Genomic DNA, 26,111 nt, shown 5'->3' with positions numbered 1-26,111 from the left:
TGCCATTTGTCTCGCCGTCGCGCTCAATAATGACCTTTGACCTTGAATACCCTGTCGGCACCGGTAATGTTCTCTGGCTTACTGATGCCGCGATAAGCTGCAGCTTCAGCCACTTGCCAAGCTCGTGACTCGCGTCTTCGTTCCAAATACAAGCACAGGCACCACTACCGATTGGTCCATTGCGGTAATACAACGCATCAAGAAGAAAGGCGCGAACTAGTTCTCGCCCCTTTTCTTCTTTGCATTACCTATGCATTAGGAATTAGACCCTCCCGCACCCTGTCAAGAATTGTCACAACACGTCTATCTCGTTTTGTTTCCGTTGACCTGATGAGACTTAAATGGTCATGTAACGGGTTAGCAGCGAGTGCTGCATCACTGGCCTTTTCAGGGAGCGGGGAGTGGCAGAGTTTGATTCATTACGCGATGGCGTTACAGGACGCCAAGCGTATTTTCTCGATGTTCCTGGCACGGATAGCGCGGCGGCGCTCTCGGTCGTATCGTTCACAGCTTCCGAAAAGATGGGCGAACCAACCGAGGTGCATATCGAGTTGACCCACCCGCAGCAGCTTGCACGCGCCGATTACCTGAACCGCGATGCGTCGTTTGTCATTGTGCCCAACGATGGCCCGCCTCGGAAATTCTCGGGTTTCATCGAGCGGTTCTCCACGGTCCAGATCACGAAGGACTATGTAAAGTACAAGGTCGTACTCAAGTCGCATCTGGCGCGTTTGGCTGCCGTCACCCGCAGGAAAATCTTCCAGCACTCGAGCACGCCAGATATTCTGGCGGCGATACTGCGCGGTCACGGGTTGAGGGAGCACCAGTTTTCCTTCCGATTGCGCGGGCAATACCCAAAACACCTGTTCCGCATGCAGCACGGTATGAGCGACCAGAGTTACGCCCATATGCTGCAAGAGAAATCGGGCATCTATAGCTATATCCTGGACACGGAATACGGCGATCAAGTGGTCTTTGGCGACGACATAGACCATTACATCTATGATCCGCGCCAGATCGTGCCGTACCGCGCGGCAGCGGGACTCGAAGCGAGCGGCGTCGAGGCAGTGACGGCGATCAGAACTCATACCGTCACCGTGCCGCAGTCGTTCGTTGTCGCGGATTACAACCCTGGGCAAAGTTGGGAGCGTTTTCGCGATACAGCCAACGTTGCGCCCGGCGATTCCACGACCTACGGCCAGTGCTATATCTACGGCACGCACCACCTGGACCGGGCGGGCGCGAAATGGGAAGCGCAACTCCGTCACGAAGCTGCGATTACCTGGCAGATCGTCTATGAAGGCGAGAGCAATATTCTGGCGTTGCAGCCGGGGCGTGTGCTGGAAACAGATATTGTCTTGCCCGATGCACCGAAAGGCCAGTTGATTGTCGAGGTCACGCATAGCGGCGCGCGCGATGCGTCCTATACAAACAGCTACAAGGCGATACCCGCCGACCGGCGCTTCCGGCTCAAACTTGAGCCTGAAACCTGGGCCAAAGTGACCGGCACCCTTTCGGCGCGTGTCACAAGCCCGGACTCCTACTCATACGCGTACATCACGCAAAACGGCCACTATACCGTTCGATTCGATGCGGACTTCGAAACGTGGCCTAACGGCGGCGAGAGCGTACCGCTAAGACTGGCTAAGCCGTTCGCGGGCAAGCTGCAAACCGGGATGCACTTCCCGGCGCTGGACGATGCAGAAGCGGTGATTACCTGCCGTGACGGCGACCCGGACAAGCCTGAAATTGTCGCGTTCCATCACCACAGCCAGGCGCGCGATCTGGTGACGAATGACCGGCGCTGGCTTTCGCGTAACGTGATCCGTACGCAGAAGAACAACAAGCTGCGCATGGAGGACTGGGCCGGTCAGGAGGGCATCAAGCTTAGCACCGAGCATTCGGGCAAGTCGCAACTCAATCTCGGCTACCTGGTTAACAACAAACTGGAATATAGGGGGGAAGGCTTTGAGGCGCGCACGTGCGGTTACGGCGTGAATCGCGCTGGTAAGGGAATGATGGTCACGGCGTATGACCGTCCCGGCGCAACCGGCCTGCAACTCGACATGCAGGAGACCATCGCCCAGCTTGAGAGCGCGCCGGCGACCGCGAAGGCGCTGGCGGCATCCGCCAATAGCGCGAAGGCCGAACCCGCCGATACCGATGCACAGCAGCAAATGAAAGAGGAATTCGGCGGCCTGAAAAAGCCGGGCCTGCTGATGAGCACCCCCGCATCGGCGGGCATTGTCGCGGGCGGTGGCGTTCAGCTTTCGGCACAGGACAGCATTTCAACCGTTGCCGGGAAAAACGCCGACTGGAGTGTGCTGAAGCGGTTCACGGTCGCGGCTGGAGAAAAGATATCGCTGTTCGCACAGAAATCCGGCATCAAGATTTTTGCCGCGAAGGGTCCGGTGGAAGTGCAGGCACAGAGTGATGCCATGTCGCTGCTGGCCGCCCAGGACCTGACGATGGCGAGCGTCAACGGCACGGTGCGTATCAGCGCGAAGAAGGAATTTACCCTCGAATCAGGCGGCGCGTTTATCCACATGAAGGACGGCAGCATTACGTTAGGCGGCCCGTTCGATCTCTTCCTGAAGGTCATTACGATCCAGAAGAAAGGCGCGCAGAGACTGTCAACCGCAGTTCCGCCATTGCCGGAATCTACAGAGGCGTTTGACGAGGCTTTCGTTGCGCATTGGGCCGGGTCCGACGTTCCCGTCGCCAATACACGTTATCAGATGTTCTCTGAGGGCAAGCTGATTGCCGAAGGTACAACCAATGAGCATGGCGAAACGTCGCTTGCCCAGAGTCATGTCCCTCAAGGTGTTTCGATCCGGTTGAAGGGCAACTGAAAATGGCAGATGAAGACAAGGATGTGGGTTACGCGGAGTCGTACATGACGCTGAAGTCATACACGAAGCGCGCCCGCGTGGAGCGTACTGCTTGTGACGATCATGTGCCACCTGCTGCGGATTCGATAATCGGACATTGCGAGTACTACTACAGGCCGTTGCAGTGCGAATACACAGAAACAGTCGAGAAGGTCACGACGGGCAGCGCGTGGGCCACCGTGAAAGCCTTCGCCACGTCCTGGGACCCGTGGACCGACAGGGAAGTTTCCGCCCGTCTGCTGCACCAGCGGCAGACGCTAATCCAGCCCGATTGCACCGCCTCCGACTGGTCCCGACATAGCAACTTCATGATGCGGCACATCGGCTGCGGGCATAAACCGCCAGGCTATTACGTCAGCTATGGCTACTTCTACTGTTCAAATTATGGCGCGAAATTGAAGCCAACGCTTTCCCAAGCGGGCAAGGATTGGCTCGACAGCGCGAGGTGGTATCTGCAGGCAAACATGGAAGATGGACTGAAGCAGAACATGAAGGGAAACCTCATCCAGATGAGCAGTGTGAAGCCGGGAAATGGCAGCTTCAAGATGACGGCTCCTCAATACAAGCTTGAACTGGACAGCGAGATGTTCAAGAGCTTTGCGTTCAAGACACATCCACTCGCCTATCTTGATGGTGGACTGGCCGGTTTGCAGCTTCCTGACATGATGAAGATCATGGGCGGTCCGGCGCTGGAAGAATGGGGCGACTCGCGAACCTACGAACAGGTATGGGACAGCGGCAAGGTGGTTGCGGGCAAAACCATCGGCGACGCGTGGGATGCCACCAGGGTCGATGTTGCCGACCCTGCAAGCACAGCACTCGGCCGCCTGATGGACGCGAAGTGACATGCGGATGCCCAGGCGCAGGACATTCATTTTCGGCAGCCTTTTCCTGGCCGCTATTGCAACTTACGGATATCAAAGCATGACGATCCCAAGCTGGCAGACAATCTCGACAACGTTCATGAAGAATGACAAGCCGTATGGGGGCGGCAATTTGCAGATCAACGGGAACGAAGTTGTCAGTCTTAAGATCGCGGGACCAGAGATTACATTCAAGCCCGCCAACCAGCGAAAGGACCCTGAATACGCTGAGCCTAGCGAAGCATGGATGAATAATTCCAGCGAGCGACTTAATCGGCGCACTGTTAGCTTTTTTCGCGGCACCATCGACGGTGGTCTGACGCGCCACTTCCAGCAACCGGGGCAGGACGCAGCCTGGTGGTATTCGAAAGACTGGAGGACGCAGTACGTCAGCACGAACTGGATGGACTACGAACGAGCCGATAATGAGAAGGGACCCGCACCACATATAACGAAGCTCTGGCGCTCACGCGACGGCGGCAAGAACTGGACGCAACTTGACTGGCCGGAAAACCGGAATATCGGCCAGCTACTTTTCCTTGATCCTGACCGGGGATACGCCGTTGGCTGGGGACCACGCGTCTGGCGCACGGCGGACAGCGGGCGCACATGGAAAGAGATTACGGTTCCGCTCCACGCCACCGGGGACGACACACCGCGAAAGACCTTTGACGCCGTGGACCTTGGCCCGGACGGCACGCTGCGGGTCGCCTGCTACGTGCCGGAAGAAGTGGAGGATATGCAGCCTGAAAGCATCGTGGACCGGCTGAAATGGGATAGCGACGCATTCGAGCCTGACGTGAAGCTTCCGAATCAGGTTGTCGTCTCGCTCCAGTCCGAGCAGGTGCCGCCCGATTACGCCTACTCAGTCTATGCGCTATCCCGGCTTGGACCCCCGCGCAACTGGAATGACTTGAGCGACAACGGGCGCCGAACTGGTGCGCTATCGACATGGGGAAATCGCCGCAACCAGACGGTCGAGCAACCCCATACCTTCGATGCACGTCTGACGCTGGACGGATTCAGCGTGGGCAAGCGCGGCGTACTGCTTGTGTATGCGACGGATGCCACCGGGCAAGGTGCTCCGCGCGACATTACGCTTGCCAGCAAGGACTACGGCAAATCGTGGACCGAGACCGATGACGGTATCACACAAGGCGTTTATTTCGACTCCGCCACAAATACGCAGTATGGCCTGTATGGCTACGCGCTGAAAAAGCGAACCTGGTAAACATTCGTGTATAACGTCGGCGTTCGTAGCTCCTGTCCCGCTTTGGCGGGGTTTCTATTCGAGCGTCAAGCGTGTCTGTTCCTGCGCATTGTCGGCATGCTCGAAAAGCGGTTCAACACTAGCTACGCACTAAATGGACCTTGCCTGACGCATTTTCAGTCTAGAGGTGTTGCTTCTCTAGCGAACTACACCACGATTGCAAATTTGCTGGAAGGGATTCTACAAATCTGGCCTGCGCAGGCTATTCAAGTAGCTCCGACTAAATATGAGTCCGTCTTTCCCGACCGACTCGCAGTCGGCTGGATGGTCTACCTGCCACACGTTCTTACACAGGCAGAAGTTCCAGAAGCGCGCGCCCTAATTCCGGTTGCGCGCGACGGCCAGCAGCAGGGCACGATCATTGTTCGCGTGACAGATGAAGTGTTCGACGCGGATAACCTCGATCATGTCAAGGTCGCAAACGATATCGAAATTCGCCTTGCGGACCAGGACCTGTTGCCGCGTTTCGTTGACCTCTAAGCTTGCCTGCATCTCGTCTGTGGTGGGACGCCCCGCTTCGGCGGGGCTTTTCATCGCGACATCTGCCTTCAGTGAAGACGTTGTGGCAACCCCTCACTTATTAACCATCCTGGCCGGCACACTAATCGCAAGCAGCCCACCGAGAACCATAAATGCAGCGAGCATATACATCCCCGAATCATTAGCCGCAGTAGCCTGCTTCAACCACCCCACCGCATAAGGACTAAGAAACCCGGCAAGGTTGCCAATCGAATTAATCATCGCAATCCCAGCCGCCGCCCCCGTCCCCGCCAGAATCGCCGTCGGCAAACTCCAGAACAGAGGCAGGGTAGTGAGAATGCCCATCGTCGCGAGCGTGAGCGACGCCATCGCGAGCACCGTGTTGTGCGTCCACACCACCGAAAGCACCAGCCCAACCGCCCCCGCAAACGCCGGCAACGCAATATGCCAGCGCCGCTCGCGCTGCCGATCCGCGCTGCGCGCCACCAGCACCATCGCCACCACCGCCGCCGCAAACGGAATCGCCGACAACAGCCCGATCATGAACGAATCGGTCACGCCGGTCGCCTTGATGATCGTCGGCAACCAGAAGCTCACCCCATACAATCCCATCACAAACGAAAAGTACGTGAGGCTGAACATCAACACACGCCCATTCGTGAGCACCTGACGAATCGGCATGTCATGCTTGGTCGCTTCTTCCGCCGACACATGACGCTCGAGCAACTGCTGCTCTTCTTTAGTCAGCCATTTGGCCTTCGAGATGCGGTCATCCAGCATCGCAAACACCATGATCCCGACGATCACCGACGGAATGCCTTCGAGCAGAAACAGCCACTGCCAGCCATGCCAGCCGTTCACGCCGTTGAAGCTCTTCAGGATATAACCCGACACCGGCCCGCCGATCACCCCCGACAGCGCGATCGCCGTCATGAACCAGGTGGTCATGCGCCCGCGCCGGTGCGCCGGATACCAGTAAGTGAGATAAAGGATGATCCCAGGAAAGAACCCCGCCTCGGCGAGCCCGAGCAGAAAGCGCATCACGTAGAACATGGTCGGCGTGGTGACGAACATGGTGAGCATCGAGATCACGCCCCACGACACCATGATCCGCGCAATCCACACGCGCGCGCCCACCTTGTGCAGGATCACGTTGCTCGGAATTTCGAAGATGAAATAGCCGACGAAGAAAATCCCCGCGCCGAAGCCGTACACCGCATCGCTCAGGCCGAGGTCGCTGGTCATCTGCAGCTTCGCGAAGCCGACGTTCACGCGGTCCAGATACGCGACCACGTAGCAGAGCATCAGGAGCGGCGCGAGCCGCCAGCTGACCTTGCGGTAGGTGGCCTCTTCGAAGGTGGAAGGTGGCGCACCCGCGCCGGGATGGTGGAGCGGATCTACGGGACTAGCCATGGTGTCTCCTCTTTTCTTGTGGGATTGACGTACCGCCGTCGACCGATTCTAGCCGTGCCGGGTGGTTTGCACGACGAATGAATACCGGGGGAAAACACTGACTGTGGCGCGGGCCGCGCATGGGCGGCCCGCGCATGCGGGTGGCACTGCGTCAGACCAACGCGCCGTTACACGCAGCGCCCGCCATCCACTTCCAGGCACACCCCAGTGACGAACTCCGCTTCATCCGAAGCCAGATAAAGCGCGGCGTTGGCGATGTCCTGCGGCGTCGAGAAGCGCCCGAGCGGAATGCCGGCAAGAAAGCGCTGGCGGTTTTGCGGCGTATCCTCGACGCCCATGAACTCGGAGAGCAGCGCCGTTTCACCCATCACCGGATTCACGCAGTTCACGCGAATCCGGTCCGGGCCGAGTTCGACGGCAAGCGACTTGCTCGCGATGATCACCGCGCCCTTGCTGCTGTTGTACCAGACGAGCCCCGGACGCGGTCGCACGCCGGCCGTCGACGCGATGTTGACGAACGAGCCGCCGCCTTGCTCGCGGAAATACGGCACGAACTCCTGCACGCTCCAGTAGATGCTTTTGACGTTGACCGCGTAGACGCGGTCGAACTCGGCTTCCGCCACTTCGAGCACCGGCTTGTTGCGATGCGTGGTGCCCGCGTTATTGACGACGATCTGCACGCTGCCGAAGTCTTCGAGCGCGGCCTCGCGCAGTCTGCGCCAGTCCTCGCGCTGCGCGACATTGCCGGGCACCGCGATGGCCTTCCCGCCGGCCAGCGCGATTTCGCTCGCGACGCGCTCGGCGGCCGCGCCGTTCAGATCGTTGACCACCACGTTTGCGCCTTCGCGCGCGTAAGTCTTTGCGATGCCTTCACCGAAACCCGAGCCGCCGCCCGTGACGATGGCCGTTTTGCCTGTCAACCGCATGATGTCTCCGTTGCTTGTTGTGGGATGTGTTGCATGGTTGCATTGAACCAGGATGCCCGCTAGCCGTGCCGGATCGCGATGGTCTTCAGCACGGTGAAGCCGTACAGCGCCTCAAAACCTTTTTCGCGGCCATGCCCCGAATGTTTGACGCCGCCGAACGGCAATTCGACGCCGCCGCCCGCGCCATAGTTGTTGATGAACACCTGGCCGGAGCGCAGCCGCCGCGCGAGCCGCATCTGCCGCGCGCCGTCGCGCGTCCAGATGCCGGCCACGAGGCCGTACTGCGTGCCGTTGGCGAGCGCGAGCGCTTCGTCCTCGTCGCGGAAGGGCATGGCGGCGAGCACCGGGCCGAACACTTCGTCGCGCGCGAGGCGGTGGCTCGCGGGCACGTCGCGCAAAAGTGTGGGCGCCTGATAGAAGCCGCTTTCCGGCGCTTCGGGAATCACTTCGCCGTGCGCCGCCATCGCGATGCCGTCGTGCTGCGCGTCGGAGAGGAAGTCCCACACGCGCTGCTGCTGTTTGGCGTTGATCAGCGGCCCGCAGTCGAGGTCGGCATGCGAAGGGCCGACGCGCAGCGCATGAAACGCGCCGCTCAGCCGGTCGAGTAGCGGTTCGTAAATGGCCTGGTCGATCAGCACGCGGCTGCCCGCCGAACAGGTTTGCCCGGCGTTCTGCACGATCGCCGAGACCAGCACCGGCAGCGCCGCGTCGAGGTCCGCGTCGGCGAAGACGATTTGCGGCGACTTGCCGCCTAGCTCCAGCGTGACCGGCACGTGGTTTTCGGCGGCCATCTGCGTGACCAGCTTGCCGGTTTCCGGCGACCCGGTGAACGAAATGTGGTCGATGCCGGGATGCCGTGCGAGCGCCGCGCCCGCTTCGTGTCCATAGCCAGTGACGATATTCAGCGCGCCGGCCGGCAAGCCCGCCTCGGCGGCCAGTTCGGCAACGCGCAGCACGGACAGGCACGCATCTTCGGCGGGCTTGACGACGCACGCGTTGCCGGTGGCGAGCGCCGCGCCCACGCTGCGGCCGAAGATCTGCATCGGATAGTTCCACGGCACGATGTGGCCGGTCACGCCGTGCGGCTCGCGAATCGTCAGCACCGTGTAGCCGCTTTGATACGGCAGCGTTTCGCCGTGCAACTTGTCGGCCGCGCCGGCATAGAACTCGAAATAGCGGGCGAGGGCGGCGGAATCGGCGCGCGCCTGCTTGAGCGGCTTGCCGGTGTCGCGCGCTTCGAGCTGCGCCAGTTCTTCCTGGCGGGCGGCCACCAGCATCGACAGCCGGTACAGCACGCGGCCGCGTTCGGCCGCGCTCGCCGCGCCCCACGTGCCCTCGAACGCGCGGCGCGCGGCGTGCACGGCGGCGTCGATATCGGCCTCGGTGCCGCGCGCGAGACGGGTGAACGGCTGGCCGTCCGATGGATCGAGCACGGCGATCGTGTCGCCGCCGGATGCGGCGGCCCACTCGCCGCCGATGAAGTGTCGGGCTTCTTCCATGCATGCTCCTTGACGTTGCGCGCCGCCGGTCTGACGACGCGGTGTTCACAAACGAGAGGCATAATCGCGAGACGTCCGACGATTATCGCGCCGATAGAGGCGCGGGTGCCATCGGCCGATTGGCTATAATGGCGCATTCCGCACTGTCCGGCCGCCAAGCCGCTCGAGGCAATAGCAAGGCAAGCTCGGGGCAACCGCCACGATGCACGCCGCCCGAGCTCCCGCGCCGCACGCCGTGTCCCGACTTCCATCCTGATCAGAGAGCGCTCATGAGCTTCAATCACGTCCCCGCAGGCAAAGACCTTCCGCAAGATTTCAACGTCATCATCGAAATCCCGGCGCAAAGCGATCCGGTGAAGTACGAAGCCGACAAGGACCTGGGCCTGCTCGTCGTCGACCGTTTCATCGGCACCGGCATGCGCTATCCCGCCAATTACGGCTTCATCCCGCAAACGCTGTCGGGCGACGGCGACCCGGTCGACGTGCTGGTGATCACGCCGTTCCCGCTGCTGGCAGGCTCCGTGGTGCGCGCCCGCGCGCTCGGCATGCTGCAGATGACCGACGAATCGGGCGTGGACGCGAAACTGATCGCCGTCGCGCAAGACAAGATTTGCCCGATGACCGCCGACCTGAAGTCGATCGACGACGTCCCGGCTTACCTGAAAGACCAGATCAAGCACTTCTTCGAGCAATACAAGGCGCTGGAGAAGGGCAAGTGGGTGAAGGTCGACGGCTGGGCGGGCATCGAAGCCGCGCACAAGGAAATCAGCGAAGGCGTCGCGAATTACAAGAAGTGAGCGTACGTCGCGCCGCTGCTTGAAAAGCCGGCTGCCTGAACAGAACCGCGCGAGCCCGCAAGGGCCGCGCGGTTTTTTCATGGGGTTTCAACGTGTTCGCGTACTGTTGTGGGTGAGGCACGGGCCGCGAACCTGCGTGAATCTGCGCGCATAGACGCCGTGCATCGCGTGGATGAAGCGAAGGCATTTTTATATTTAGGTGTAAACCCTTATTATTTGCCGCCTGATGCGAGCAGCCGTCGCGCGGGCTGAATCGAAGCGCGGACCTCGCGCCCCAATGCGCATTTCAACGCGCGCGTTTCCAGGAGCACACCGTCCGGATGATCAACCGCAAGTCCCACCCGTCGTCGTCGCGCTGGTCGAGCCGGTTGTATGCGGTCGTCACTGCGATCTATCGCAGGCGGCCGGTCTGGATGGTGTCGTTCGCGGCGAGCGAGGCCAGCCTGTCCGAAGGCTTGCGGGCGGCGTGCGCATCCACGGCGATGCTGGCGGTGGGCAACCTGCTTCACGACCCGATGTTCGCGTGGGCCGCGATCGGCGCTTTCTGGACCTGTCTCGCCGACGCCGCCGGTTCCAACCGCGCTCGCTTCGCGTCGATGATGGGCTTCACGTTGCTGTCGACGCTATGCGGCGGTCTTACCGCTTTCGCGTCCGGCGTCGGCACCGGCTTCGCGGCGCTGGCGCTGCTCGCGTTCACGACGCTCGGCGCGTTTGGCCGCGTCTGGGGCGCCGCCACCTCGCAAGTGACGATTCTCGCGGCCACCGCGTGCGTGGTGATGGTCGACCGGCCGATGCACGATGCGCGCGCCGGCTTCCCGTTTCTCGGCGTCTACCTGATCGGCTGCCTGTTTGCGATCGCGCTGAGTTTGAGCGTGTGGCGCATTCATCCGTTCGGCGCGAGCCGCGCGACATTGCGCGCCGTGTATCTGCGGCTCGCCGACATCGCGCTGGATAGCGCCCGTCTGCTCGAACATCGCGCGGGCTCGCGCGATTGGGCCACACATGCCGCGAAATTTCGCGCCGATGCGCGCGCCGCGCTGGAGCGCTCGCGCCAGGCGCTGGCCAGCGTGCCCGCGTCGCGAACCGGCGGCCGGCAGACTTACGACACGCTGCTTGGCTTGCTGACAGAAGGCGAGGCGTTGTTCGCGTACCTGATCGCCGTGTCCGGCGCGAGTGAAAAAGTCCCCGACGACGCATGGCGCGCGAAGCGCGCGGCGCGCTTGCTGAGCGCGATCGGCGAGGTGCTGCGCGGCATCGGCGCCGCAGCCGGCGACGCGCGCTGGGAGCGTCTCGCGGATTTACAGTTGCGCTTGCAGCGTCTCGCGCGGCGGCTCGAAAGCGCGTTGATGGAGCCCGTGAAGCTGAAGTGCGACTTCGAGCTGGTCGATTTCGCGCCTCTCTTTACGCAGCCCGAGCGGTGGACCGACAGCGCGGCGCGTCTGGCGGCGCGCACATGGGCGACGCTCAAGGCCAACCTGTCGAGCCAGTCGGTCGGCTTGCGCCACGCGGCGCGCGTCGGCGTGACGACCACGGCGGGCTTTCTGGTGATTCGCGCGATGGGGCTGCCGTTCGGCTACTGGGCGACCATGGCGACGCTGCTGATCCTGCAGCCGTCGATTGCCGCGACGTGGCCGAGGAGCATCGAGCGCGCGGCGGGCAGCATCGTCGGCGGGGTGCTGGCGGCGGCGATCGGCTACGCGATTCATTCGCCGCTCGGCATTTCGCTCGCGGTCTTTCCGCTGGTGCTGGCGACGATGGCGCTGCGGCCCGTCAGCTACAGCCTCTTCGTGCTGTTCCTGACGCCGACCTTCGTGCTGGTCGCCGACTTCGCGACACCCGGCGCCAACGAATTCGTGTTCGCGCTAACGCGGCTCGGCAACAACGTGCTTGGCTGCGTGCTGGCGTTGCTCGCCACGTTCTATCTATGGCCGACGCGCGAAAAGGTCGACTACCGCGCTTATCTGAGCGACGCGGTGCGCGCGAACGTCGCGTATCTGCGCGCGGCGCTGGAGTCGCACCGCCGCAGCGAAAAGGACATGGAGCGCTTGCGCCGCGCCGCGGGTCTTTGCAGCAATAACGCCGAGGAGGCCATCGGCCGGATGCGCCTCGAAAAACTGGAGGACTCGATGGCCGACACCGTGACGCTCACGGTGCTGAGCCTGTTGCGCAGAATGGCGGGGACCGCGACACAGTTGCGTCTGAGTTCGAACCGGCGCGAGAGGCACGACGAACTTGACGCATGGGTCGAGCTGGTGAGCGCCGAGATCGACGCGGCGTTGAACCGGACCTTGTGCCCGATCCGGCACGAACTTCCGGCGCGCGAGGGGCTGACGTCGCTGCAGGCCGACGCGGTGGGCGAGCTGGCGCGGATGCAGCGCTTCTTGAGCGAGAGGATGCGGGAGGCGAGGGGGTAGCGGGCGTCCGTGACGGTGTGTCCGTCACGAAGCCCCAGTCTGTTCGTGCGTCTGATCAACCGCAACCGGCTCCGCGACCGGCTCCGCGACCGGCACCACCGACTCCAGCGCACGCAATCCAGCCGCAAGCGCCCGCTTGTCGACGGGCGACAAACGCTTGACCCAATACTCCGCGCGCGACGCGCTCGACCGGTCCGCCAGCTCGAACGAAGCCAGCACCCGCACCGGTTTGCGCGAGCGCGTATAACGCGCGCCCGCGCCGCTCGCGTGTTTGTCGAAGCGCGCCTGCACGTCGGTGGCGATGCCGGTATAGACGCTGCCGTCCGAGCATTCGAGCAGATAGAGAAACCACGCCATAAACGCGCTTCAGCCTTTGAATGGATTGTGTTCGCGCAGCTCGTCCACATACGCGTGGATGCTGTTCTTTTCATTGTCGAGGAAATGGCCGACCGCATCGGCGAAGGCTGGATGCGCGAGCCAATGCGTGGAGCGCGTCACCGTGGGCAGGAAGCCGCGCGTCATCTTGTGCTCGCCTTGCGCGCCGCCTTCGAACGCGCCGAGCTTCTCCTCGATGCAGAATTCGAGCGGCTGGTAATACGCGGTTTCGAAGTGCAGACACGGCACGTGTTCCAACGCGCCCCAGTAGCGGCCGTACAAAGTGCCGCCGGTGTTCGCGTCGCGCTGATAGACCACCAGCGAACTGGCGATCGGCTTGCCTTCGTATTCGGCGATCACGAGCAGCAGATTCTCCGGCATCGACGCGCCGATCATCCGGAAGAAATCGAGGTTCAGATACGGACTCGAAAAGTGCTCGCGATAGGTTTGCCGATAACACTTGCTGAAGAAACGCCAGTCGGCGTCCTGGATATCCTCGCCGCGAATTCTGCGCATCGTCACGCCGGCCTCGCGGACCTTGCGGCGTTCGGCGCGAATGTTCTTGCGCTTCTTCTGCTCGAGCGTGGAGAGGAAATCGTCGAAGTCGCGATAGCCGTCGTTCAGCCAGTGAAACTGCACGCCTTCACGCTGCATCATGCCCATTTCAGTGAGCGTGTTCGCTTCCGTTTCGGTGGGGAATAGCACGTGCAGCGAGGACACGTCGGCCTGCTCGGCGAACGCCATCAGCGTGGCCGACAGATGCCGCAACGCATGCGCGTCCGTCGACAGCAGCCGGTTGCCTTGTACCGGCGTGAAGGGCACCGCGCACACCAACTTCGGGTAGTACGGCAAGCCGTTGCGCTTGTACGCATCGGCCCATGCCCAGTCGAACACGTACTCGCCGTACGAGTGCCCCTTCAGATACACCGGCGCGGCCGCCGCGAGCTTGCCCGTGCGCGGGTCGGCGAGCGTGACGAATTGCGGCGCCCAGCCGGTATCGGCGACCGCGCAGCGGGTCGCATGCAGTGCGCTCAGAAACTCGTGCCGCAAAAACGGCGTGGGTTGCGACTGCTGCGCAAGAAGGGCATTCCATTCGGCGGCGTCCACCTCGGAGGGCGATGCCAGAATGCCCGTGCGATAATCAAAGCGTTCCTGGTTCAATCTGTGTGACTGTTCCCAATGAGCGGCGCGGCGCCGTGAGCGCCGCGTCGTTTGTTTATCCGATTTGTCCATTCCGTCGAGCCAACCAGCCGCGGTACTCGCAAGCCACTTCGGCTTGCCTGTCGATCCTGCCATGAAGACCCGAATCGCTCTTGCTCAAATCAATGTCACTGTCGGCGACTTCGCCGGCAACGTCGCGAAGATCGTCGCTGCCGCGCGCGCGGCGCACAACGATGGTGCGAAGCTGCTGATCGCACCCGAACTCGCGTTATCCGGCTATCCCCCCGAAGACCTGCTGCTGCGTCCCGCGTTCTATGCGGCGAGCGCGGCGGCGCTGGCCGACCTTGCCGTGCAACTCAAGCCGTTCACCGGCTTGCATGTGATTGTCGGCCATCCGCTGCGTGATGTGGCACAAGGGGTAACGCACGGCCATGGTAATGCAAACGCGCCGATCGAGCGCGGCGTGCCGCCGGTCGATACGTTCAACGCGGCGTCGCTGCTGGTCGACGGCGCGGTGGTCGGCACCTATCGCAAGCAGGATCTGCCCAATACCGAAGTGTTCGACGAGAAGCGCTACTTCGCGTCCGACCCGCAGCCGTTCGTGTTCGAACTCGACGGCGTGAAGTACGGCGTGGTGATCTGCGAGGACGCGTGGCATGCGTCGGCTGCGCAGATGGCGAAGGCGGCGGGCGCGCAAGTGCTGCTGATCCCGAACGGCTCGCCGTATCACCTGAACAAGGAAGTTGTGCGCTTCGACATTCTGCGTGCGCGGATTCGCGAAACCGGTCTGCCGATGGTCTACGTGAACATGGTCGGCGCCCAGGACGAACTGGTGTTCGACGGCGGCTCGTTCGTGCTCGACGCGCAAGGCCAACTGATCGCGAAGATGGCGCAGTTCGAGGAAGCCACCGCGATCGTCGAAGTCGACAGCGGCCAGCCGCTGCCCGCCGCGATCGCGCCAGAACTGTCGCTCGAAGCGCAGGTGTACGCGGCGCTCGTGATGGGCGTGCGCGACTACATCAACAAGAACGGTTTTCCGGGCGCGCTGATCGGCCTGTCGGGCGGCGTGGACTCGGCGCTCGTGCTGGCGGTCGCGTGCGACGCGCTTGGCGCGGACCGGGTACGCGCGGTGATGATGCCGTCGCGCTATACCGCCGACATTTCGACCACCGATGCCGCCGAGATGGCGCGCCGCGTCGGTGTGCGGTACGACGAAATCGCAATCGCCCCGATGTTCGACGCGTTTCGCGGCTCGCTTGCGCAGGAGTTCGCGGGCCGCGCCGAAGACGCGACCGAAGAGAACATCCAGGCGCGCATTCGCGGCACCTTGCTGATGGCGCTGTCGAACAAGTTCGGCTCGATCGTGCTGACCACCGGCAACAAGAGCGAGATGGCGGTCGGCTATTGCACGTTGTACGGCGACATGGCCGGCGGCTTCGCGGTCATCAAGGACATCGCGAAGACGCTCGTGTACCGACTGTGCCGCTACCGCAATCAGGCCACCACGTTCAGCAGGCAGGACGTGATTCCCGAGCGCATCCTGACGCGCGCGCCGTCGGCGGAATTGCGCGAGAATCAGACCGACCAGGACAGCTTGCCGGAATACGAAGTACTCGACGCGATCATGCGCATGTACATGGAAGAGGATCGTTCGCTCGCCGAAATCATCGCCGCGGGCTATGCGGTCGACGACGTCAAGCGCGTTACGCGCCTCATCAAGATCAACGAGTACAAGCGCCGCCAGGCGCCGATCGGCATTCGCGTCACGCATCGCGCATTCGGCCGCGACTGGCGCTATCCGATCACGTCGCGCTATACCGAGCCGGTGGAGTGAGACAAGGCGCAGCGACGCCGCCTCATTCGAAGCAAGCGTGAAGCACGCGCCGGAATGCCGCAATGCATCCGGCGCGGCGTAGAATAAAAATCATCCATTTCCCTTTCACTCTTCCCATCACGAGACGAGGTTCGCCATGAAGCGCATCACCGCAGTCATCAAACCGTTCAAACTCGACGAAGTGCGCGAGGCGCTTGCTGAAGTCGGCCTCACGGGGCTGACCGTTACCGAGGTCAAGGGCTTCGGCCGGCAGAAAGGCCATACCGAGCTCTATCGTGGTGCAGAGTATGTGGTCGACTTTCTACCGAAGGTGAAGATCGAAGTGGTGATCGCGGACAATCAGTGTGATCAGGTGATCGACGCGATCATCGGCGCGGCGCGCACTGGCAAGATCGGCGACGGCAAGATTTTCGTCGCAGACGTGGAGCGTGTGATCCGTATTCGAACGGGCGAAGAAAACGAAGCAGCGGTGTAACGCGCGCGACTTCGCAACATCGAGCGCGGGCGGTTGGCGCCGGTATCGTCCCTTCATCTGACCTGGTCCTGAGCCACGTACGCACCGACACGGTGCGCCGGGGCCACGGCAAAATCGCGCGCTCAAATAAAAAATGGTGCAATACCCTTGCGGGCATTGCACCGATACGCGCCTCTCGCAGCAGCGTGAAAAAGATTCTCTTGAAGAAGAAACTTGTGACTACGCCCCGAAGGAAGTCCCCTCGGGGGACACCGTTCGCTTAGAACGAGTGTTGAATACCTGCATACACGCCGGACTGCGCGCGACCTTGCAGCGGGTTATCCGTCGTAGCGGCGAAGCCCGGGTTGTTCGCGTTCAGACCGAAGTTCGCTGCACGGCTGTTTTGCGCCGTTGCAACCTGGATATCCAGCAAGGTACGCTTGGACAGGTTGTACGAGCCACCGACCGTGTAGATCGTCGCGTTGCCTGCGCCATTGTTGCCGTTCACGTGGTAGACCGCCGCAATCAGCGCTGCAGCCGGCGTTGCTTGCCACGTCACACCGCCCCATTCGTGATCGAGGGTGGTCGGCTGGCCCGGCAGAACGTTCGTCGCACCTGCCGAACGGATAGCCTGGTAAGCGCCCTGAATCTTGAACTGGCCGAGGAACACGTTGAACATGGCCGAGTATTCACGCGATGCCGAGAATACGCCGCCATCCGCGTTGGCCGTGTTGATGGTGCCGACTTGCGGGCCGTACAGGCCGCCGTTCAGCGGGTTGCGGATTTCGTCGTACATGCCGCGGATCTGGAACAGCGAGTTCGTGTACGTGATCTGTGCGCCAGCTTCGCGACCTTGTGCGGTCGTGCCGTTGCCGTTCCAGTTCGTTGCGTTCGACAGCGCGTATTGACCGTAGAAGTCAAAGCCCGCGATCTTCGGCGACTGGTACGCGAAGTTGTTGCTCGACTGCGGCCAGTTGCGGCCACGCACCAGCGATGCCGACGACCAGTTCGACTGACCGAACGGATCGAAGTCCCACACGCCGTTCGAGATGAAGAGCATACGGCCCATCGTGAACGTACCGTACTGGTCGTTCGCGATGCCCACCGTTGCCCAGCGATTGAAGAGACCGCCGCCGCCAGGACCTGCGCCCGTCATCGTGTTGAACGAGCCTTCCAACTGGAAGAGGACCTTGTTGCCGCCACCGATGTCTTCAACACCCTTCAAGCCCCACAGGCTGGTGCCCCAGTCGCCGCTTTCAGCTTTCCAGCGGTTCGAGCTATTGTTGGCCGCGCCGTTGACGTTGGCACCGGTCGGGACGCCCGACATGTATTCGATGCCCGCATCGAGGCGGCCGTACAGCGTGACGCTGCTTTGAGCGTGTGCAACAACCCCAGCCGACATCAGCGCAGCGGCAAGCAAAGCTTTCTTCATCTTCTCCTCCATACCCTGTCAAAAAGTGAAACCCAGTACTGCGAATGGTGTTCGGACACGAGCCGTGCCGAACAGAAATCGGTACCAGGGAGATTAGCGGGTGGATTGGGTCTCCTGCCGTGACGCGTAACCTACGGGCTATCTGCTCGTCATGCCGATCCCTCGCCGACCGGTTCTCCTCTGTGCTTTGAAGTGAAACTACTTTTAATCAACTTTGTTTTGCTACTTTGGTTACTAATTTATCAAAAATAACATTCACTGGGAGAAGAAATTAGTACCTGCATAAGGGGGTGTCTCCAAATTGCAATAAGAATGTGTGCAATGACCCGTTGCAACCCCTCGTGAAAACGCGCAAACCCTTATCCGACAAGGGAATCACGGTTCGAAACATGCTCTCTTAAGGATTGCCACTATTGACGCTTTGAAAGCGGCGGAGTAGGGCATGCGTGGAATGCCGGAGCCCCGCCTGGAGCGGCTTTCGCGGACTCAATGGCCGCGAGGCGCGAGCGACGGAAACAAAAAAGGCGCTCGTAAGCGCCTTGTAATGCCCATTTCGAGTACAGCCCAAATATTAGGTTTTGGGCCGTTTTTATTATTTGAGACTTCCCGATAGAAACTGCTTGAGACGTTCGCTTTTCGTGTTCCTGAATACCTCGTCAGGGTGGCCTTCTTCTTCGACGCGTCCCTGATGCAGGAACATCACGTGATTCGAAACGTTGCGCGCGAACGCCATCTCGTGCGTGACGACGATCATCGTGCGGCCTTCCTCGGCGAGCGTCTGCATCACCTTGAGCACTTCGCCGACCAGCTCCGGATCGAGCGCGGAGGTTGGTTCGTCGAACAGCATCACGTCGGGATGCATCGCCAGCGCGCGCGCAATTGCCACACGCTGCTGCTGGCCGCCCGACAGATGCGACGGGTACTGCTTTTCCAGGCGCGGCGCGAGACCGACTTTTTCCAGATATTCACGCGCGCGCTCTTCGGCGTCCTTGCGCTTCAGACCCAGCACGTTGACCGGCGCCTCGATGATGTTTTCGAGCACGGTCATGTGCGACCACAGGTTGAAATGCTGGAACACCATCGACAGCCTGGTGCGTACGCGCTGCAACTGTTTCGGGTCCGACACGCGCAGCGCGCCGCTCTTGCTGATCTGCGTGCGCACTTCCTCGCCGTCGACGAAGATGCGCCCGGCGTTCGGCTGTTCGAGGAAGTTGATGCAGCGGAGCATCGTGCTCTTGCCCGAGCCGGACGAGCCGATCACGCTGATCACGTCGCCGGCGTTGGCTTTCAGCGATACGCCTTTGAGAACTTCGTTGTCGCCGTACTGTTTGTGAAGCTCGTCGACGAAGAGCTTCTGCTTCTTGGTTTTCATCAGGATCCTTGACGAGCTTGCTTGCCAGGGGCGCGATGGCGCCCGGAGTTACTTGCCTTGCGGCCGCAGGTAAGCGAGCCAGCGGCGCTCGGCGCGGCGGAACAGCCACACGAGCGCGAAAGAAATGCACAGATAGAGCAGCGCGGCGATACCGAACGCATTGAACGACTGATACGTCGCGGAGTTCACGTCGCGGGCGATCTTGAGGATGTCCGGCACGGTCGCGGTGAAGGCGACCGTGGTGGCGTGCAGCATCAGGATCACTTCGTTGCTGTAATAGGGGAGCGCGCGGCGCAGCGCCGACGGCAGAATCACGCGCCGGTACAGCGTGAACGACGACATCCCGTACGCGCGTGCCGCTTCGATCTCACCGTACGCGGTCGCCTTGATCGCGCCGGCGAAAATCTCGGTGGTGTACGCGCAAGTGTTCAACGTGAACGCGAGCAGCGTGCAATGCATGCCGTCGCGGAAGAACGCATTGGTCAGCTCGTTATTGCGGATGATGTCGAGGCTGTACAGGCCGGTGTAGCAGAGCAGCAACTGCACGTAGAGCGGCGTGCCCCGGAAGATGTACGTGTAGAGCCAAACCGATCTGGCGAGCCACTTTTTCTTCGACACCCGCGCCACCGCGAGCGGAATCGACAGGCAGAAGCCGAGCCCGATCGACACGACCAGCAGCCACATCGTGATCACGAGACCGGTGAAGCGGTAGCCGTCGGAGAACAGATAGTTGCGCCAGTATTCCTGAATGATCTCGATCATAGATCCGCCTTTCGTACGCCGGTCGAGTAACGCTTTTCGAGGTACATCAGCACGAAGTTGGACACTGTGGTGATGACGAGATAGATCGCCCCTGCGAACAGGGTGAAGAAGAAGAACCGCAGCGTGCCCTTGCCGGCATCCTGCGAGGCTTTGACGACGTCCGCGAGGCCGATGATCGACACCAGCGCGGTGGCCTTGACCATCACCTGCCAGTTGTTGCCGATGCCGGGCAGCGCGAAGCGCATCATCTGCGGGAACATCACGCGCGAGAACACCTGCCAGCCCGTCATGCCGTAGGCCGCGCCCGCTTCGAGCTGGCCGCGCGGCACCGCGAGAAACGCGCCGCGGAAAGTCTCGGTGAAATACGCGCCGTAAATGAAGCCAAGCACCGCGACGCCGGCCACGAACGGATCGATGTCGATCTGTTCCCAGCCGAGCACGTCGGTGAGGTTGTTCAGCCAGATCTGGATGCTGTAGAAGAGCAGCAGCATCAGCACCAGGTCGGGCACGCCGCGCACGAGCGTCGTGTACACCGTACCGACGCCGTAGGAGATGCGGTTCTTCGACAGTTTCGCCGCCGCGCCGAGCAGGCCCAGCACGAAAGCGAACACCAGCGACAACACCGCCAGTTTGACGGTTTGCCAGGTGCCGTTGAGAAGCAGCGGGCCGTAGCCTTGAAGGAACATATGGGGTCCTTGACGATGCGTTTGCGACGCACCGCGAAAGACGCGGCCAGCCCTGCACCGCGTTTGCCGCGAGCCGGGGCTCGCTGTGACCTGCGGCGCACAGCGCACCGCTGTGCAAATCATGACTGCATGGACGTTGCCGGCCTTGCAGCGCGCTTTTTGGGACTTTCGTCTCGAAACGGTGTTGAATCTACTGCGTTGAATCTACTGCCGACTGTATTACGAAGCCCCGGGAAAGCCCATGCGGGCGAGCCCCGAGTCTCGCGGATGCTGCGTGTTGCGTGCTGGCGGCCGCTTGCCGGTGACCTGGCCGGTGTCTGCCTCAGCGCGCTACCGGCCGTCCGGGATAAATGTCGAAGTCGAAATACTGCTTCTCGAGCTTCCTGAACGTACCGTCCTCGTGGACCTGCGCCAGCGCATGGTTGAACATCGCCTTCAGATCGGTGTCGCTTTTACGCAGGCCGATCGCGGTGCCTTCGCCGATCGTCTTCGGGTCTTTCACTTCCGGTCCGGCCCAGCCGAAGCCTTTGCCGCGCGGCGTCTTGAGGAAGCCGGCGTCGGCTTGCACTTCGTCTTGCAACGCGGCGTCGAGGCGGCCCGAAGCGAGGTCGGCGTACACCTGGTCCTGGTTCTGGTAGGGCACCACGGTCACGCCCTTGGGCTCCCACCAGGTCTTCGCATAGGCTTCCTGGGTCGAACCCTGCTCGACGCCGACGCGTTTGCCCTTCAGCGATTCGACAGTGGGCAAGAGCGGCGAGCCTGCCTTGGCGATCATGCGGGCGGGAGCGTCGAACAGCTTGTCGGAGTAGTCGATCTGCGCGCGGCGCTGGTCGGTGATGGTCAGCGACGACACGATCGCGTCGAACTTCCTCGCCTTCAACGCCGGAATGATGCCGTCGAGATCCTGTTCGACCCAGACGCACTTCACATCCATCTTCGCGCACAGCGCGCGGGTCAGGTCGGCGTCGAAGCCGACGATCTCGCCGCTCGGCGCCTTCGATTCGAACGGCGGGTAGCTGGCGTCCACCCCGATGCGCACGGTTTTCCACTCTTTCGCCAGCGCGCTGGTGGCCATGACTGCGAGGGCCACGCACAGTGCGAACTTCTTCATGTTTCTCCTGGATCAAACTGATCGTCGTGGTTTGACCCGAGGACCGTCGGCTGGTGGCCGACGGTCGCTATTCTAGGTGGTCAAAATTGTTGCGCCGCGCGCTCTGCTGCATCGGGTTGGCCGACGGCCTGGTGGACGCGCCGAGGAAGCCTTGCGCGAGCCCGAGGTTTTGAGGTCCGCCGCGATTCCGTCGCGGCCGACTGCCCAGCCCCGCCCGCCGACGCGTCCTGGCGCCCACGCGTGTGCAAAAAGCGCGGTATTTTACCCGAACACTGGCGAGGCGCCAGTCCGCCGCCTTGGCGACGGCGAACCAGGGGCCGCGGGCGTTGCGCGTGCGCGACGTTGTGGCGTGATTATGTCGGCTGCGTTTGAGCGCGGTGGTCGCGTGATTGCCGAGGAGAACTGCGTTTGCGGGGCTTTTTCTTTCGCTTTGCGCCGGCAGCAAGAGGGCGGCACAAAGCGCTCTCGACTGGCACCAGCGCCCGCCCGCAGCACCTGTGCCCCATTGCGCGTATTTATGGAACGATCCGGTGCGCCCATGCCGATTGTTTCGCGCCCGCGCTGCCCATACATTGGATGCATCGCTATATATTCACCGGGAGTGCCTTCATGATCGAGATTCGCCGTTCCGAAGAGCGCGGCCACGCCAACCACGGCTGGCTCGACTCGTATCACAGCTTCTCGTTTGCCGATTACCGCGATCCGCAACACGTGCATTTCGGCCCGCTGCGGGTCATCAACGAAGACCGCATCGCCGGCGGCGAGGGCTTCGGCACGCATGGCCATCGCGACATGGAGATCGTCACGTACGTGCTCCAAGGCGCGCTGGCTCACCGCGACAGCATGGGCAACGGCTCGACCATCCGCCCCGGCGACGTGCAGCGCATGAGCGCGGGCACCGGCGTGCAGCATAGCGAGTTCAACGCGTCGCAGGACGAACCCGTGCACCTGCTGCAGATCTGGGTGATCCCACAACGCGCGGGCGACCAGCCGGGCTACGAGGAAAAACGCTTCGAAGCCGTCGACAAGCGCGGCCGTCTGCGCGTGGTCGCCTCGCCCGATGGTCGCGATGGCTCGGTGACGATCCACGCGGACGCATCCATCTACGCGGGGTTGATCGACGGTGCGCAAGCGGTCACGTTCGCGTTGCCGAAAGGGCGGCTCGCGTATGTGCATGTGGCGCGCGGCGCGCTGAGCGTGAACGGCCAGGCGCTAAAGGCGGGCGACGCCGCCAGGCTCAGCGACGCCGATACGGTGACGCTGGACCAGGGTGATAACGCTGAAGTGCTGCTGTTCGATCTCGGGCAGCTCAACGGCTGACTGCCGGAAGGTTCGCGCGCGGTCATTTCAATGAAGGATGATGGCGCGACGAGCAGGCCACGCTGATCCAACGTGGCCCGCATGCCGCAACGTCAATCGCGCAGTCAACGCAAAAACGCCACGGAAAACTCCGTGGCGTTTTCGCATCCGCGAGGCGGCCGCACACGGCCGCCTCGTCATCACAGCGCGCCGCTTACTGAGTGGCGGCCGGCGCCGACGCCGCGCCCTTGTGATGCTGCCAGCGCTCGCGCATCTTCTCGTGACGCGATTCCATCTTCGCGAAGCGCTGCTTCAGCGCCGTGCTGACGGTGGTCTTCTGCTGGTCGTTCAGGCCGTTGTAGAACTTCAGCCATGCGTCGGTGGTTTGCTGGCGCAACTGCGCGTCCTTCTGCTCGACTTGCTGATGCGCCGCCGCCATTGCGTTCAGATCCAGGATCGGCTGTTGCTGCGCAGCCTTGAACTGGTTCTTCATCTGCTCGTGATTGGCACGCATCGCTTCGTGGCCTTGCTTCATCGTGTCAAGCGCGGCTTGCCACTGCTTTTCCTGATCCGCGTTCAGCTTCAACTGGTCGTGCAGTTGCGTCAGTTGCTTCATGAAGTGGCCGTGCCAGCCGCCGGGGCCGCCCTGCGTGGCGGGTTGTGCGGCATAAGCGGCGCCCGCGCCGATGGCGAGAGCGGTGGCGGCAACGGCGAGAACCCGCGACATTTTTTTGGTGGACATATAAGGCTCCTTGTAATGGAATAGCCGACGATGCAACCGGTCATGTGGACTGTCTGCATTCGGTAAGACACAGCGTAGAGAAGCCGGCCGCTTGCTGTGTTACGCGTCTTGCTGCGGCTATTACCGAGCATTACGCGCGCCTTTCACCGTAACACCCGGTAACCCTTGAGGGGCATCGGTTAACGAAAACCCTTCCTGCTGCGCGTTAAACTTCATTCCATGGCTACTCAAATCCTTGTTGTCGACGACGACGTCGAATTGCGCGATCTTCTGCGCGACTATCTGGCCCGTCAGGGCATCGAAGTTTCGGTGCTGCATGACGCGGGCTCGCTCGAACGCAGGCTCGAACGCGAGCGCCCGGATCTCATCGTGCTCGATCTGATGATGCCGGGTGTCGACGGACTCACGGCGCTGCGCAAGCTGCGCGCGTCGGGTGACGACATTCCCGTGATCATGCTCACGGCGCGTGCGGACGACGTCGACCGGATCGTCGGGCTGGAGCTCGGCGCGGACGACTACCTCGGCAAGCCGTTCAATCCGCGCGAGTTGCTCGCGCGCGTGCAGGCGGTGCTGCGGCGGCGCCGCACGCTGCCGTCGGCGGCGGCGCCGGAACAGCGCGAGCCGTTCAGCTTCGGGCGCTTCACGCTGGATTTCCAGTCGCGCACGCTGCATCTGGAAGACAAGCCGCTCACGCTGTCCGGCAGCGAGTTCGCGTTGCTGAAGATCTTCGTCAATCACCCGATGCGCACGCTCACGCGCGAACGTCTGCTCGAATTGCTGCACGGTCCCGAATACGACGGCACCGACCGCGGCATCGACGTGCAGGTGTGGCGCTTGCGCCGCATTCTCGAAACCGACCCGTCCACACCGCGCTTCATTCAGACCGTGCGCGGACGCGGCTACGTGTTCGTGCCGGACGGCGAGCAACATGCGCCGGCCCATTGATTCGCTGTTCGGGCGGCTGGCGCTGCTAGTCGTCGCGGTGCTGATGCTGTCGCATTTCGCGTGGTACGCGCTGATGCGGCTCGAACGCAGCCAGCTGCAAACGCGCTATGCGGTCGAGGAAGCCACCTTCCTCGTCGACGCGGTGCGCCAGCACGTCGCCCGCACACCGGATCAACCGTTGCCGTCGCGCGTCAAGCTGGTCGACCCGGCCAGCAAGGACGTGCCGCCCGAGAGCACGGAGATGCCGCCGCCGCTCGAACGCTTCGTCGAGGACGTGCGCGACCGGATGCCGTCCGGCACGCAGGTGCGCGTCGGCATGCCGGGCAGTCCGCCCGCGCTGTGGGTGCGAGCCGCCACCGATCGCAGCTGGATCGTCGTGCCGATGCAGCCTTTGCGCATGCCGCGCTCGCTCGACCGCACGGTGCTGTGGCTCGCGATCATCTTCTCGTTCGCGGTGATGGCGGCGCTGTTCGCCGCGTGGGCGTTACAGCAGCCGTTGCGTTCGCTGGCGCAGGCGGTGTCGCGCTTCGGCCGCGGCCTGCCGGTGCCGCCGGTGCCGGAGCGTGGTCCGCGCGAGTTGCGGCAGCTGACCCATGGCTTTAACCAGATGGTTCAGGAAGTGGCGCGCACCGAAAACGACCGCGCCGTGATGCTGGCCGGCGTCGCGCACGATCTGAAAACGCCGCTTGCGCGTTTGCGGCTGCGCGCCGAAATGATGGACGAGCCGAAGATGCGCGACGGCGTGGTGCGCGACGTCGACTCCATGACGCATATCGTCGAGCAGTTTCTGGTGTTCGCGCACGACGGCGCCGATCGCAGCGAAGCGGTCGAAGTGGACGCGCAGTGCGAGCGGGTCGTGCGCACGTATCGCGCGGTGGCCGCCGGCGCATCCACCGTGCAGACCGAACTCAACGCGGGACCGGCGTTCCTGCTGCCCGCCGCCACGCTCGACCGCATTCTGTCGAACCTGCTCGACAACGCGCACGCGTACGGCGCGCCGCCGATTACCGTCGGCACCGCGCGCACCGCGCAAGGCTTCACGCTGTCGGTGAGCGACAACGGCAACGGGATCGCCGCGCAGGATCTGATCAACGCGAGCCGGCCTTTCGTGCGGCTCGATCCGGCGCGCGGCGGCAACGGCCATAGCGGGCTCGGGCTCGCGATCGTCGAGCGGCTGGTGCGGCGTGCGGGTGGGGAGTGGGAGATCGGCAACCACGGCGGCCGTGGCTTGCGAGTGTTGATGAGCTTTCCGTTCGAGGTCTTGCCGAAAGTTGCGGCGGCCTCGGAGAGCGCCTGGTAGGCGCTACGCGGTGCGGGCGCGTGCGACGTGTCTGCACCGTGATTGATGGCTGGCTTGAAGTCCGGACACAACGTCCGGATGCATG

General features: G+C 62.5%; 22 protein-coding genes. 11 read left to right on the top strand and 11 right to left on the bottom strand.

What is annotated here, in order from left to right:
- Positions 1 to 521: 521 nt before the first annotated feature.
- The 4 genes from P0D89_RS18345 to P0D89_RS18330 all read left to right on the top strand — a co-directional run bounded on the left by P0D89_RS18345 (position 522) and on the right by P0D89_RS18330 (position 5,504).
- Positions 522 to 2,852, top strand: coding sequence for a DUF2345 domain-containing protein (locus P0D89_RS18345; RefSeq protein WP_408365805.1), 2,331 nt, complete (start codon positions 522 to 524; stop codon positions 2,850 to 2,852).
- Positions 2,853 to 2,854: 2 nt separating this feature from the next.
- Complete coding sequence (locus tag P0D89_RS18340) at positions 2,855 to 3,736, top strand: hypothetical protein (protein WP_408365757.1); 882 nt, start codon at positions 2,855 to 2,857, stop codon at positions 3,734 to 3,736.
- Between the two features lie 79 nt (positions 3,737 to 3,815).
- Entirely contained in the window at positions 3,816 to 4,985 is a 1,170-nt protein-coding gene (locus P0D89_RS18335) for a WD40/YVTN/BNR-like repeat-containing protein (RefSeq protein ID WP_408365755.1), read from the top strand.
- Between the two features lie 6 nt (positions 4,986 to 4,991).
- Entirely contained in the window at positions 4,992 to 5,504 is a 513-nt protein-coding gene (locus P0D89_RS18330) for a hypothetical protein (RefSeq protein ID WP_408376964.1), read from the top strand.
- Positions 5,505 to 5,597: 93 nt separating this feature from the next.
- Here P0D89_RS18330 and P0D89_RS18325 read toward each other — a convergent pair whose 3' ends face one another.
- From P0D89_RS18325 to P0D89_RS18315, 3 genes are all read right to left on the bottom strand, one after another.
- Complete coding sequence (locus tag P0D89_RS18325) at positions 5,598 to 6,917, bottom strand: MFS transporter (RefSeq protein ID WP_408365926.1); 1,320 nt, start codon at positions 6,915 to 6,917, stop codon at positions 5,598 to 5,600.
- Positions 6,918 to 7,084: 167 nt separating this feature from the next.
- Entirely contained in the window at positions 7,085 to 7,843 is a 759-nt protein-coding gene (locus tag P0D89_RS18320; RefSeq protein ID WP_408365924.1) for an SDR family oxidoreductase, read from the bottom strand.
- A gap of 59 nt (positions 7,844 to 7,902) precedes the next feature.
- Positions 7,903 to 9,342, bottom strand: coding sequence for an aldehyde dehydrogenase family protein (locus tag P0D89_RS18315; RefSeq protein WP_408365922.1), 1,440 nt, complete (start codon positions 9,340 to 9,342; stop codon positions 7,903 to 7,905).
- Between the two features lie 269 nt (positions 9,343 to 9,611).
- Between P0D89_RS18315 and ppa the strand changes: the two genes are divergently transcribed.
- Complete coding sequence (gene ppa, locus P0D89_RS18310) at positions 9,612 to 10,139, top strand: inorganic diphosphatase (protein ID WP_408365920.1); 528 nt, start codon at positions 9,612 to 9,614, stop codon at positions 10,137 to 10,139.
- 320 nt (positions 10,140 to 10,459) lie between these two features.
- Positions 10,460 to 12,553, top strand: a complete 2,094-nt coding sequence (locus tag P0D89_RS18305) for an FUSC family protein (RefSeq protein WP_408365918.1) — start codon at positions 10,460 to 10,462, stop codon at positions 12,551 to 12,553.
- Positions 12,554 to 12,577: 24 nt separating this feature from the next.
- On the opposite strand, the gene P0D89_RS18300 is transcribed toward P0D89_RS18305, so the two are convergent.
- Together P0D89_RS18300 and P0D89_RS18295 are read right to left on the bottom strand one after the other, a co-directional pair.
- Positions 12,578 to 12,910 (bottom strand): GIY-YIG nuclease family protein, encoded by a 333-nt coding sequence (locus P0D89_RS18300; protein WP_408365916.1) that lies wholly within the window; start codon positions 12,908 to 12,910, stop codon positions 12,578 to 12,580.
- A gap of 9 nt (positions 12,911 to 12,919) precedes the next feature.
- A complete protein-coding gene (locus P0D89_RS18295) occupies positions 12,920 to 14,089 on the bottom strand; it encodes a GNAT family N-acetyltransferase (RefSeq protein ID WP_408365914.1) in 1,170 nt (389 codons plus the stop codon).
- 133 nt (positions 14,090 to 14,222) lie between these two features.
- On the opposite strand from P0D89_RS18295, the gene P0D89_RS18290 reads away from it, so the two are divergent.
- Positions 14,223 to 15,923 carry an NAD+ synthase gene (locus tag P0D89_RS18290; RefSeq protein ID WP_408365912.1) on the top strand — a complete coding sequence of 567 codons (1,701 nt, stop codon included), beginning with the start codon at positions 14,223 to 14,225 and terminating at the stop codon, positions 15,921 to 15,923.
- 136 nt (positions 15,924 to 16,059) lie between these two features.
- Entirely contained in the window at positions 16,060 to 16,398 is a 339-nt protein-coding gene (glnK, locus tag P0D89_RS18285) for a P-II family nitrogen regulator (protein WP_149671490.1), read from the top strand.
- Between the two features lie 259 nt (positions 16,399 to 16,657).
- On the opposite strand, the gene P0D89_RS18280 is transcribed toward glnK, so the two are convergent.
- The 5 genes from P0D89_RS18280 to P0D89_RS18260 all read right to left on the bottom strand — a co-directional run bounded on the left by P0D89_RS18280 (position 16,658) and on the right by P0D89_RS18260 (position 21,740).
- Positions 16,658 to 17,809 carry a porin gene (locus P0D89_RS18280; RefSeq protein WP_408365910.1) on the bottom strand — a complete coding sequence of 384 codons (1,152 nt, stop codon included), beginning with the start codon at positions 17,807 to 17,809 and terminating at the stop codon, positions 16,658 to 16,660.
- A 592-nt stretch (positions 17,810 to 18,401) separates the two neighbouring features.
- Positions 18,402 to 19,181: an ABC transporter ATP-binding protein gene (locus tag P0D89_RS18275; protein ID WP_408365908.1), complete on the bottom strand. Its 780-nt coding sequence runs from the start codon at positions 19,179 to 19,181 to the stop codon at positions 18,402 to 18,404.
- Between the two features lie 48 nt (positions 19,182 to 19,229).
- Positions 19,230 to 19,943 carry an ABC transporter permease gene (locus P0D89_RS18270; protein WP_408365906.1) on the bottom strand — a complete coding sequence of 238 codons (714 nt, stop codon included), beginning with the start codon at positions 19,941 to 19,943 and terminating at the stop codon, positions 19,230 to 19,232.
- Positions 19,940 to 20,629 carry an ABC transporter permease gene (locus P0D89_RS18265; RefSeq protein WP_408365904.1) on the bottom strand — a complete coding sequence of 230 codons (690 nt, stop codon included), beginning with the start codon at positions 20,627 to 20,629 and terminating at the stop codon, positions 19,940 to 19,942. Before P0D89_RS18265 ends, P0D89_RS18270 begins: the two co-directional genes overlap by 4 nt.
- A 322-nt stretch (positions 20,630 to 20,951) precedes the next feature.
- Positions 20,952 to 21,740 (bottom strand): ABC transporter substrate-binding protein, encoded by a 789-nt coding sequence (locus tag P0D89_RS18260; RefSeq protein WP_408365902.1) that lies wholly within the window; start codon positions 21,738 to 21,740, stop codon positions 20,952 to 20,954.
- Between the two features lie 609 nt (positions 21,741 to 22,349).
- On the opposite strand from P0D89_RS18260, the gene P0D89_RS18255 reads away from it, so the two are divergent.
- Positions 22,350 to 23,060: a pirin family protein gene (locus P0D89_RS18255; protein ID WP_408365900.1), complete on the top strand. Its 711-nt coding sequence runs from the start codon at positions 22,350 to 22,352 to the stop codon at positions 23,058 to 23,060.
- A gap of 193 nt (positions 23,061 to 23,253) precedes the next feature.
- On the opposite strand, the gene P0D89_RS18250 is transcribed toward P0D89_RS18255, so the two are convergent.
- Positions 23,254 to 23,781, bottom strand: a complete 528-nt coding sequence (locus tag P0D89_RS18250) for a Spy/CpxP family protein refolding chaperone (protein ID WP_408365898.1) — start codon at positions 23,779 to 23,781, stop codon at positions 23,254 to 23,256.
- A 219-nt stretch (positions 23,782 to 24,000) separates the two neighbouring features.
- On the opposite strand from P0D89_RS18250, the gene P0D89_RS18245 reads away from it, so the two are divergent.
- Positions 24,001 to 24,726 carry a response regulator gene (locus P0D89_RS18245; protein ID WP_013338547.1) on the top strand — a complete coding sequence of 242 codons (726 nt, stop codon included), beginning with the start codon at positions 24,001 to 24,003 and terminating at the stop codon, positions 24,724 to 24,726.
- A complete protein-coding gene (locus P0D89_RS18240) occupies positions 24,710 to 26,026 on the top strand; it encodes an ATP-binding protein (RefSeq protein WP_408376963.1) in 1,317 nt (438 codons plus the stop codon). The genes P0D89_RS18245 and P0D89_RS18240 overlap by 17 nt, the downstream gene beginning before the upstream one ends.
- Positions 26,027 to 26,111 lie beyond the last annotated feature (85 nt).

Origin of the sequence: Paraburkholderia sp. RL18-085-BIA-A, assembly GCF_046027075.1 — a bacterium.
Taxonomy (GTDB): Bacteria; Pseudomonadota; Gammaproteobacteria; order Burkholderiales; family Burkholderiaceae; genus Paraburkholderia.
This window is presented reverse-complemented; position numbering and strand designations above follow the sequence as displayed.

What these genes read in the sequence shown, in the direction of transcription:
- P0D89_RS18345 (WP_408365805.1), top strand. Translation starts at nt 522, where the DNA reads ATGGGCGAACCAACCGAGGTGCATATCGAGTTGACCCACCCGCAGCAG.
- P0D89_RS18340 (WP_408365757.1), top strand. Translation starts at nt 2,855, where the DNA reads ATGGCAGATGAAGACAAGGATGTGGGTTACGCGGAGTCGTACATGACG.
- P0D89_RS18335 (WP_408365755.1), top strand. Translation starts at nt 3,816, where the DNA reads ATGACGATCCCAAGCTGGCAGACAATCTCGACAACGTTCATGAAGAAT.
- P0D89_RS18325 (WP_408365926.1), bottom strand. Translation starts at nt 6,917, where the DNA reads ATGGCTAGTCCCGTAGATCCGCTCCACCATCCCGGCGCGGGTGCGCCA.
- P0D89_RS18320 (WP_408365924.1), bottom strand. Translation starts at nt 7,843, where the DNA reads ATGCGGTTGACAGGCAAAACGGCCATCGTCACGGGCGGCGGCTCGGGT.
- P0D89_RS18315 (WP_408365922.1), bottom strand. Translation starts at nt 9,342, where the DNA reads ATGGAAGAAGCCCGACACTTCATCGGCGGCGAGTGGGCCGCCGCATCC.
- ppa (WP_408365920.1), top strand. Translation starts at nt 9,612, where the DNA reads ATGAGCTTCAATCACGTCCCCGCAGGCAAAGACCTTCCGCAAGATTTC.
- P0D89_RS18305 (WP_408365918.1), top strand. Translation starts at nt 10,460, where the DNA reads ATGATCAACCGCAAGTCCCACCCGTCGTCGTCGCGCTGGTCGAGCCGG.
- P0D89_RS18300 (WP_408365916.1), bottom strand. Translation starts at nt 12,910, where the DNA reads ATGGCGTGGTTTCTCTATCTGCTCGAATGCTCGGACGGCAGCGTCTAT.
- P0D89_RS18290 (WP_408365912.1), top strand. Translation starts at nt 14,223, where the DNA reads ATGAAGACCCGAATCGCTCTTGCTCAAATCAATGTCACTGTCGGCGAC.
- glnK (WP_149671490.1), top strand. Translation starts at nt 16,060, where the DNA reads ATGAAGCGCATCACCGCAGTCATCAAACCGTTCAAACTCGACGAAGTG.
- P0D89_RS18280 (WP_408365910.1), bottom strand. Translation starts at nt 17,809, where the DNA reads ATGAAGAAAGCTTTGCTTGCCGCTGCGCTGATGTCGGCTGGGGTTGTT.
- P0D89_RS18275 (WP_408365908.1), bottom strand. Translation starts at nt 19,181, where the DNA reads ATGAAAACCAAGAAGCAGAAGCTCTTCGTCGACGAGCTTCACAAACAG.
- P0D89_RS18270 (WP_408365906.1), bottom strand. Translation starts at nt 19,943, where the DNA reads ATGATCGAGATCATTCAGGAATACTGGCGCAACTATCTGTTCTCCGAC.
- P0D89_RS18265 (WP_408365904.1), bottom strand. Translation starts at nt 20,629, where the DNA reads ATGTTCCTTCAAGGCTACGGCCCGCTGCTTCTCAACGGCACCTGGCAA.
- P0D89_RS18260 (WP_408365902.1), bottom strand. Translation starts at nt 21,740, where the DNA reads ATGAAGAAGTTCGCACTGTGCGTGGCCCTCGCAGTCATGGCCACCAGC.
- P0D89_RS18255 (WP_408365900.1), top strand. Translation starts at nt 22,350, where the DNA reads ATGATCGAGATTCGCCGTTCCGAAGAGCGCGGCCACGCCAACCACGGC.
- P0D89_RS18250 (WP_408365898.1), bottom strand. Translation starts at nt 23,781, where the DNA reads ATGTCCACCAAAAAAATGTCGCGGGTTCTCGCCGTTGCCGCCACCGCT.
- P0D89_RS18245 (WP_013338547.1), top strand. Translation starts at nt 24,001, where the DNA reads ATGGCTACTCAAATCCTTGTTGTCGACGACGACGTCGAATTGCGCGAT.
- P0D89_RS18240 (WP_408376963.1), top strand. Translation starts at nt 24,710, where the DNA reads ATGCGCCGGCCCATTGATTCGCTGTTCGGGCGGCTGGCGCTGCTAGTC.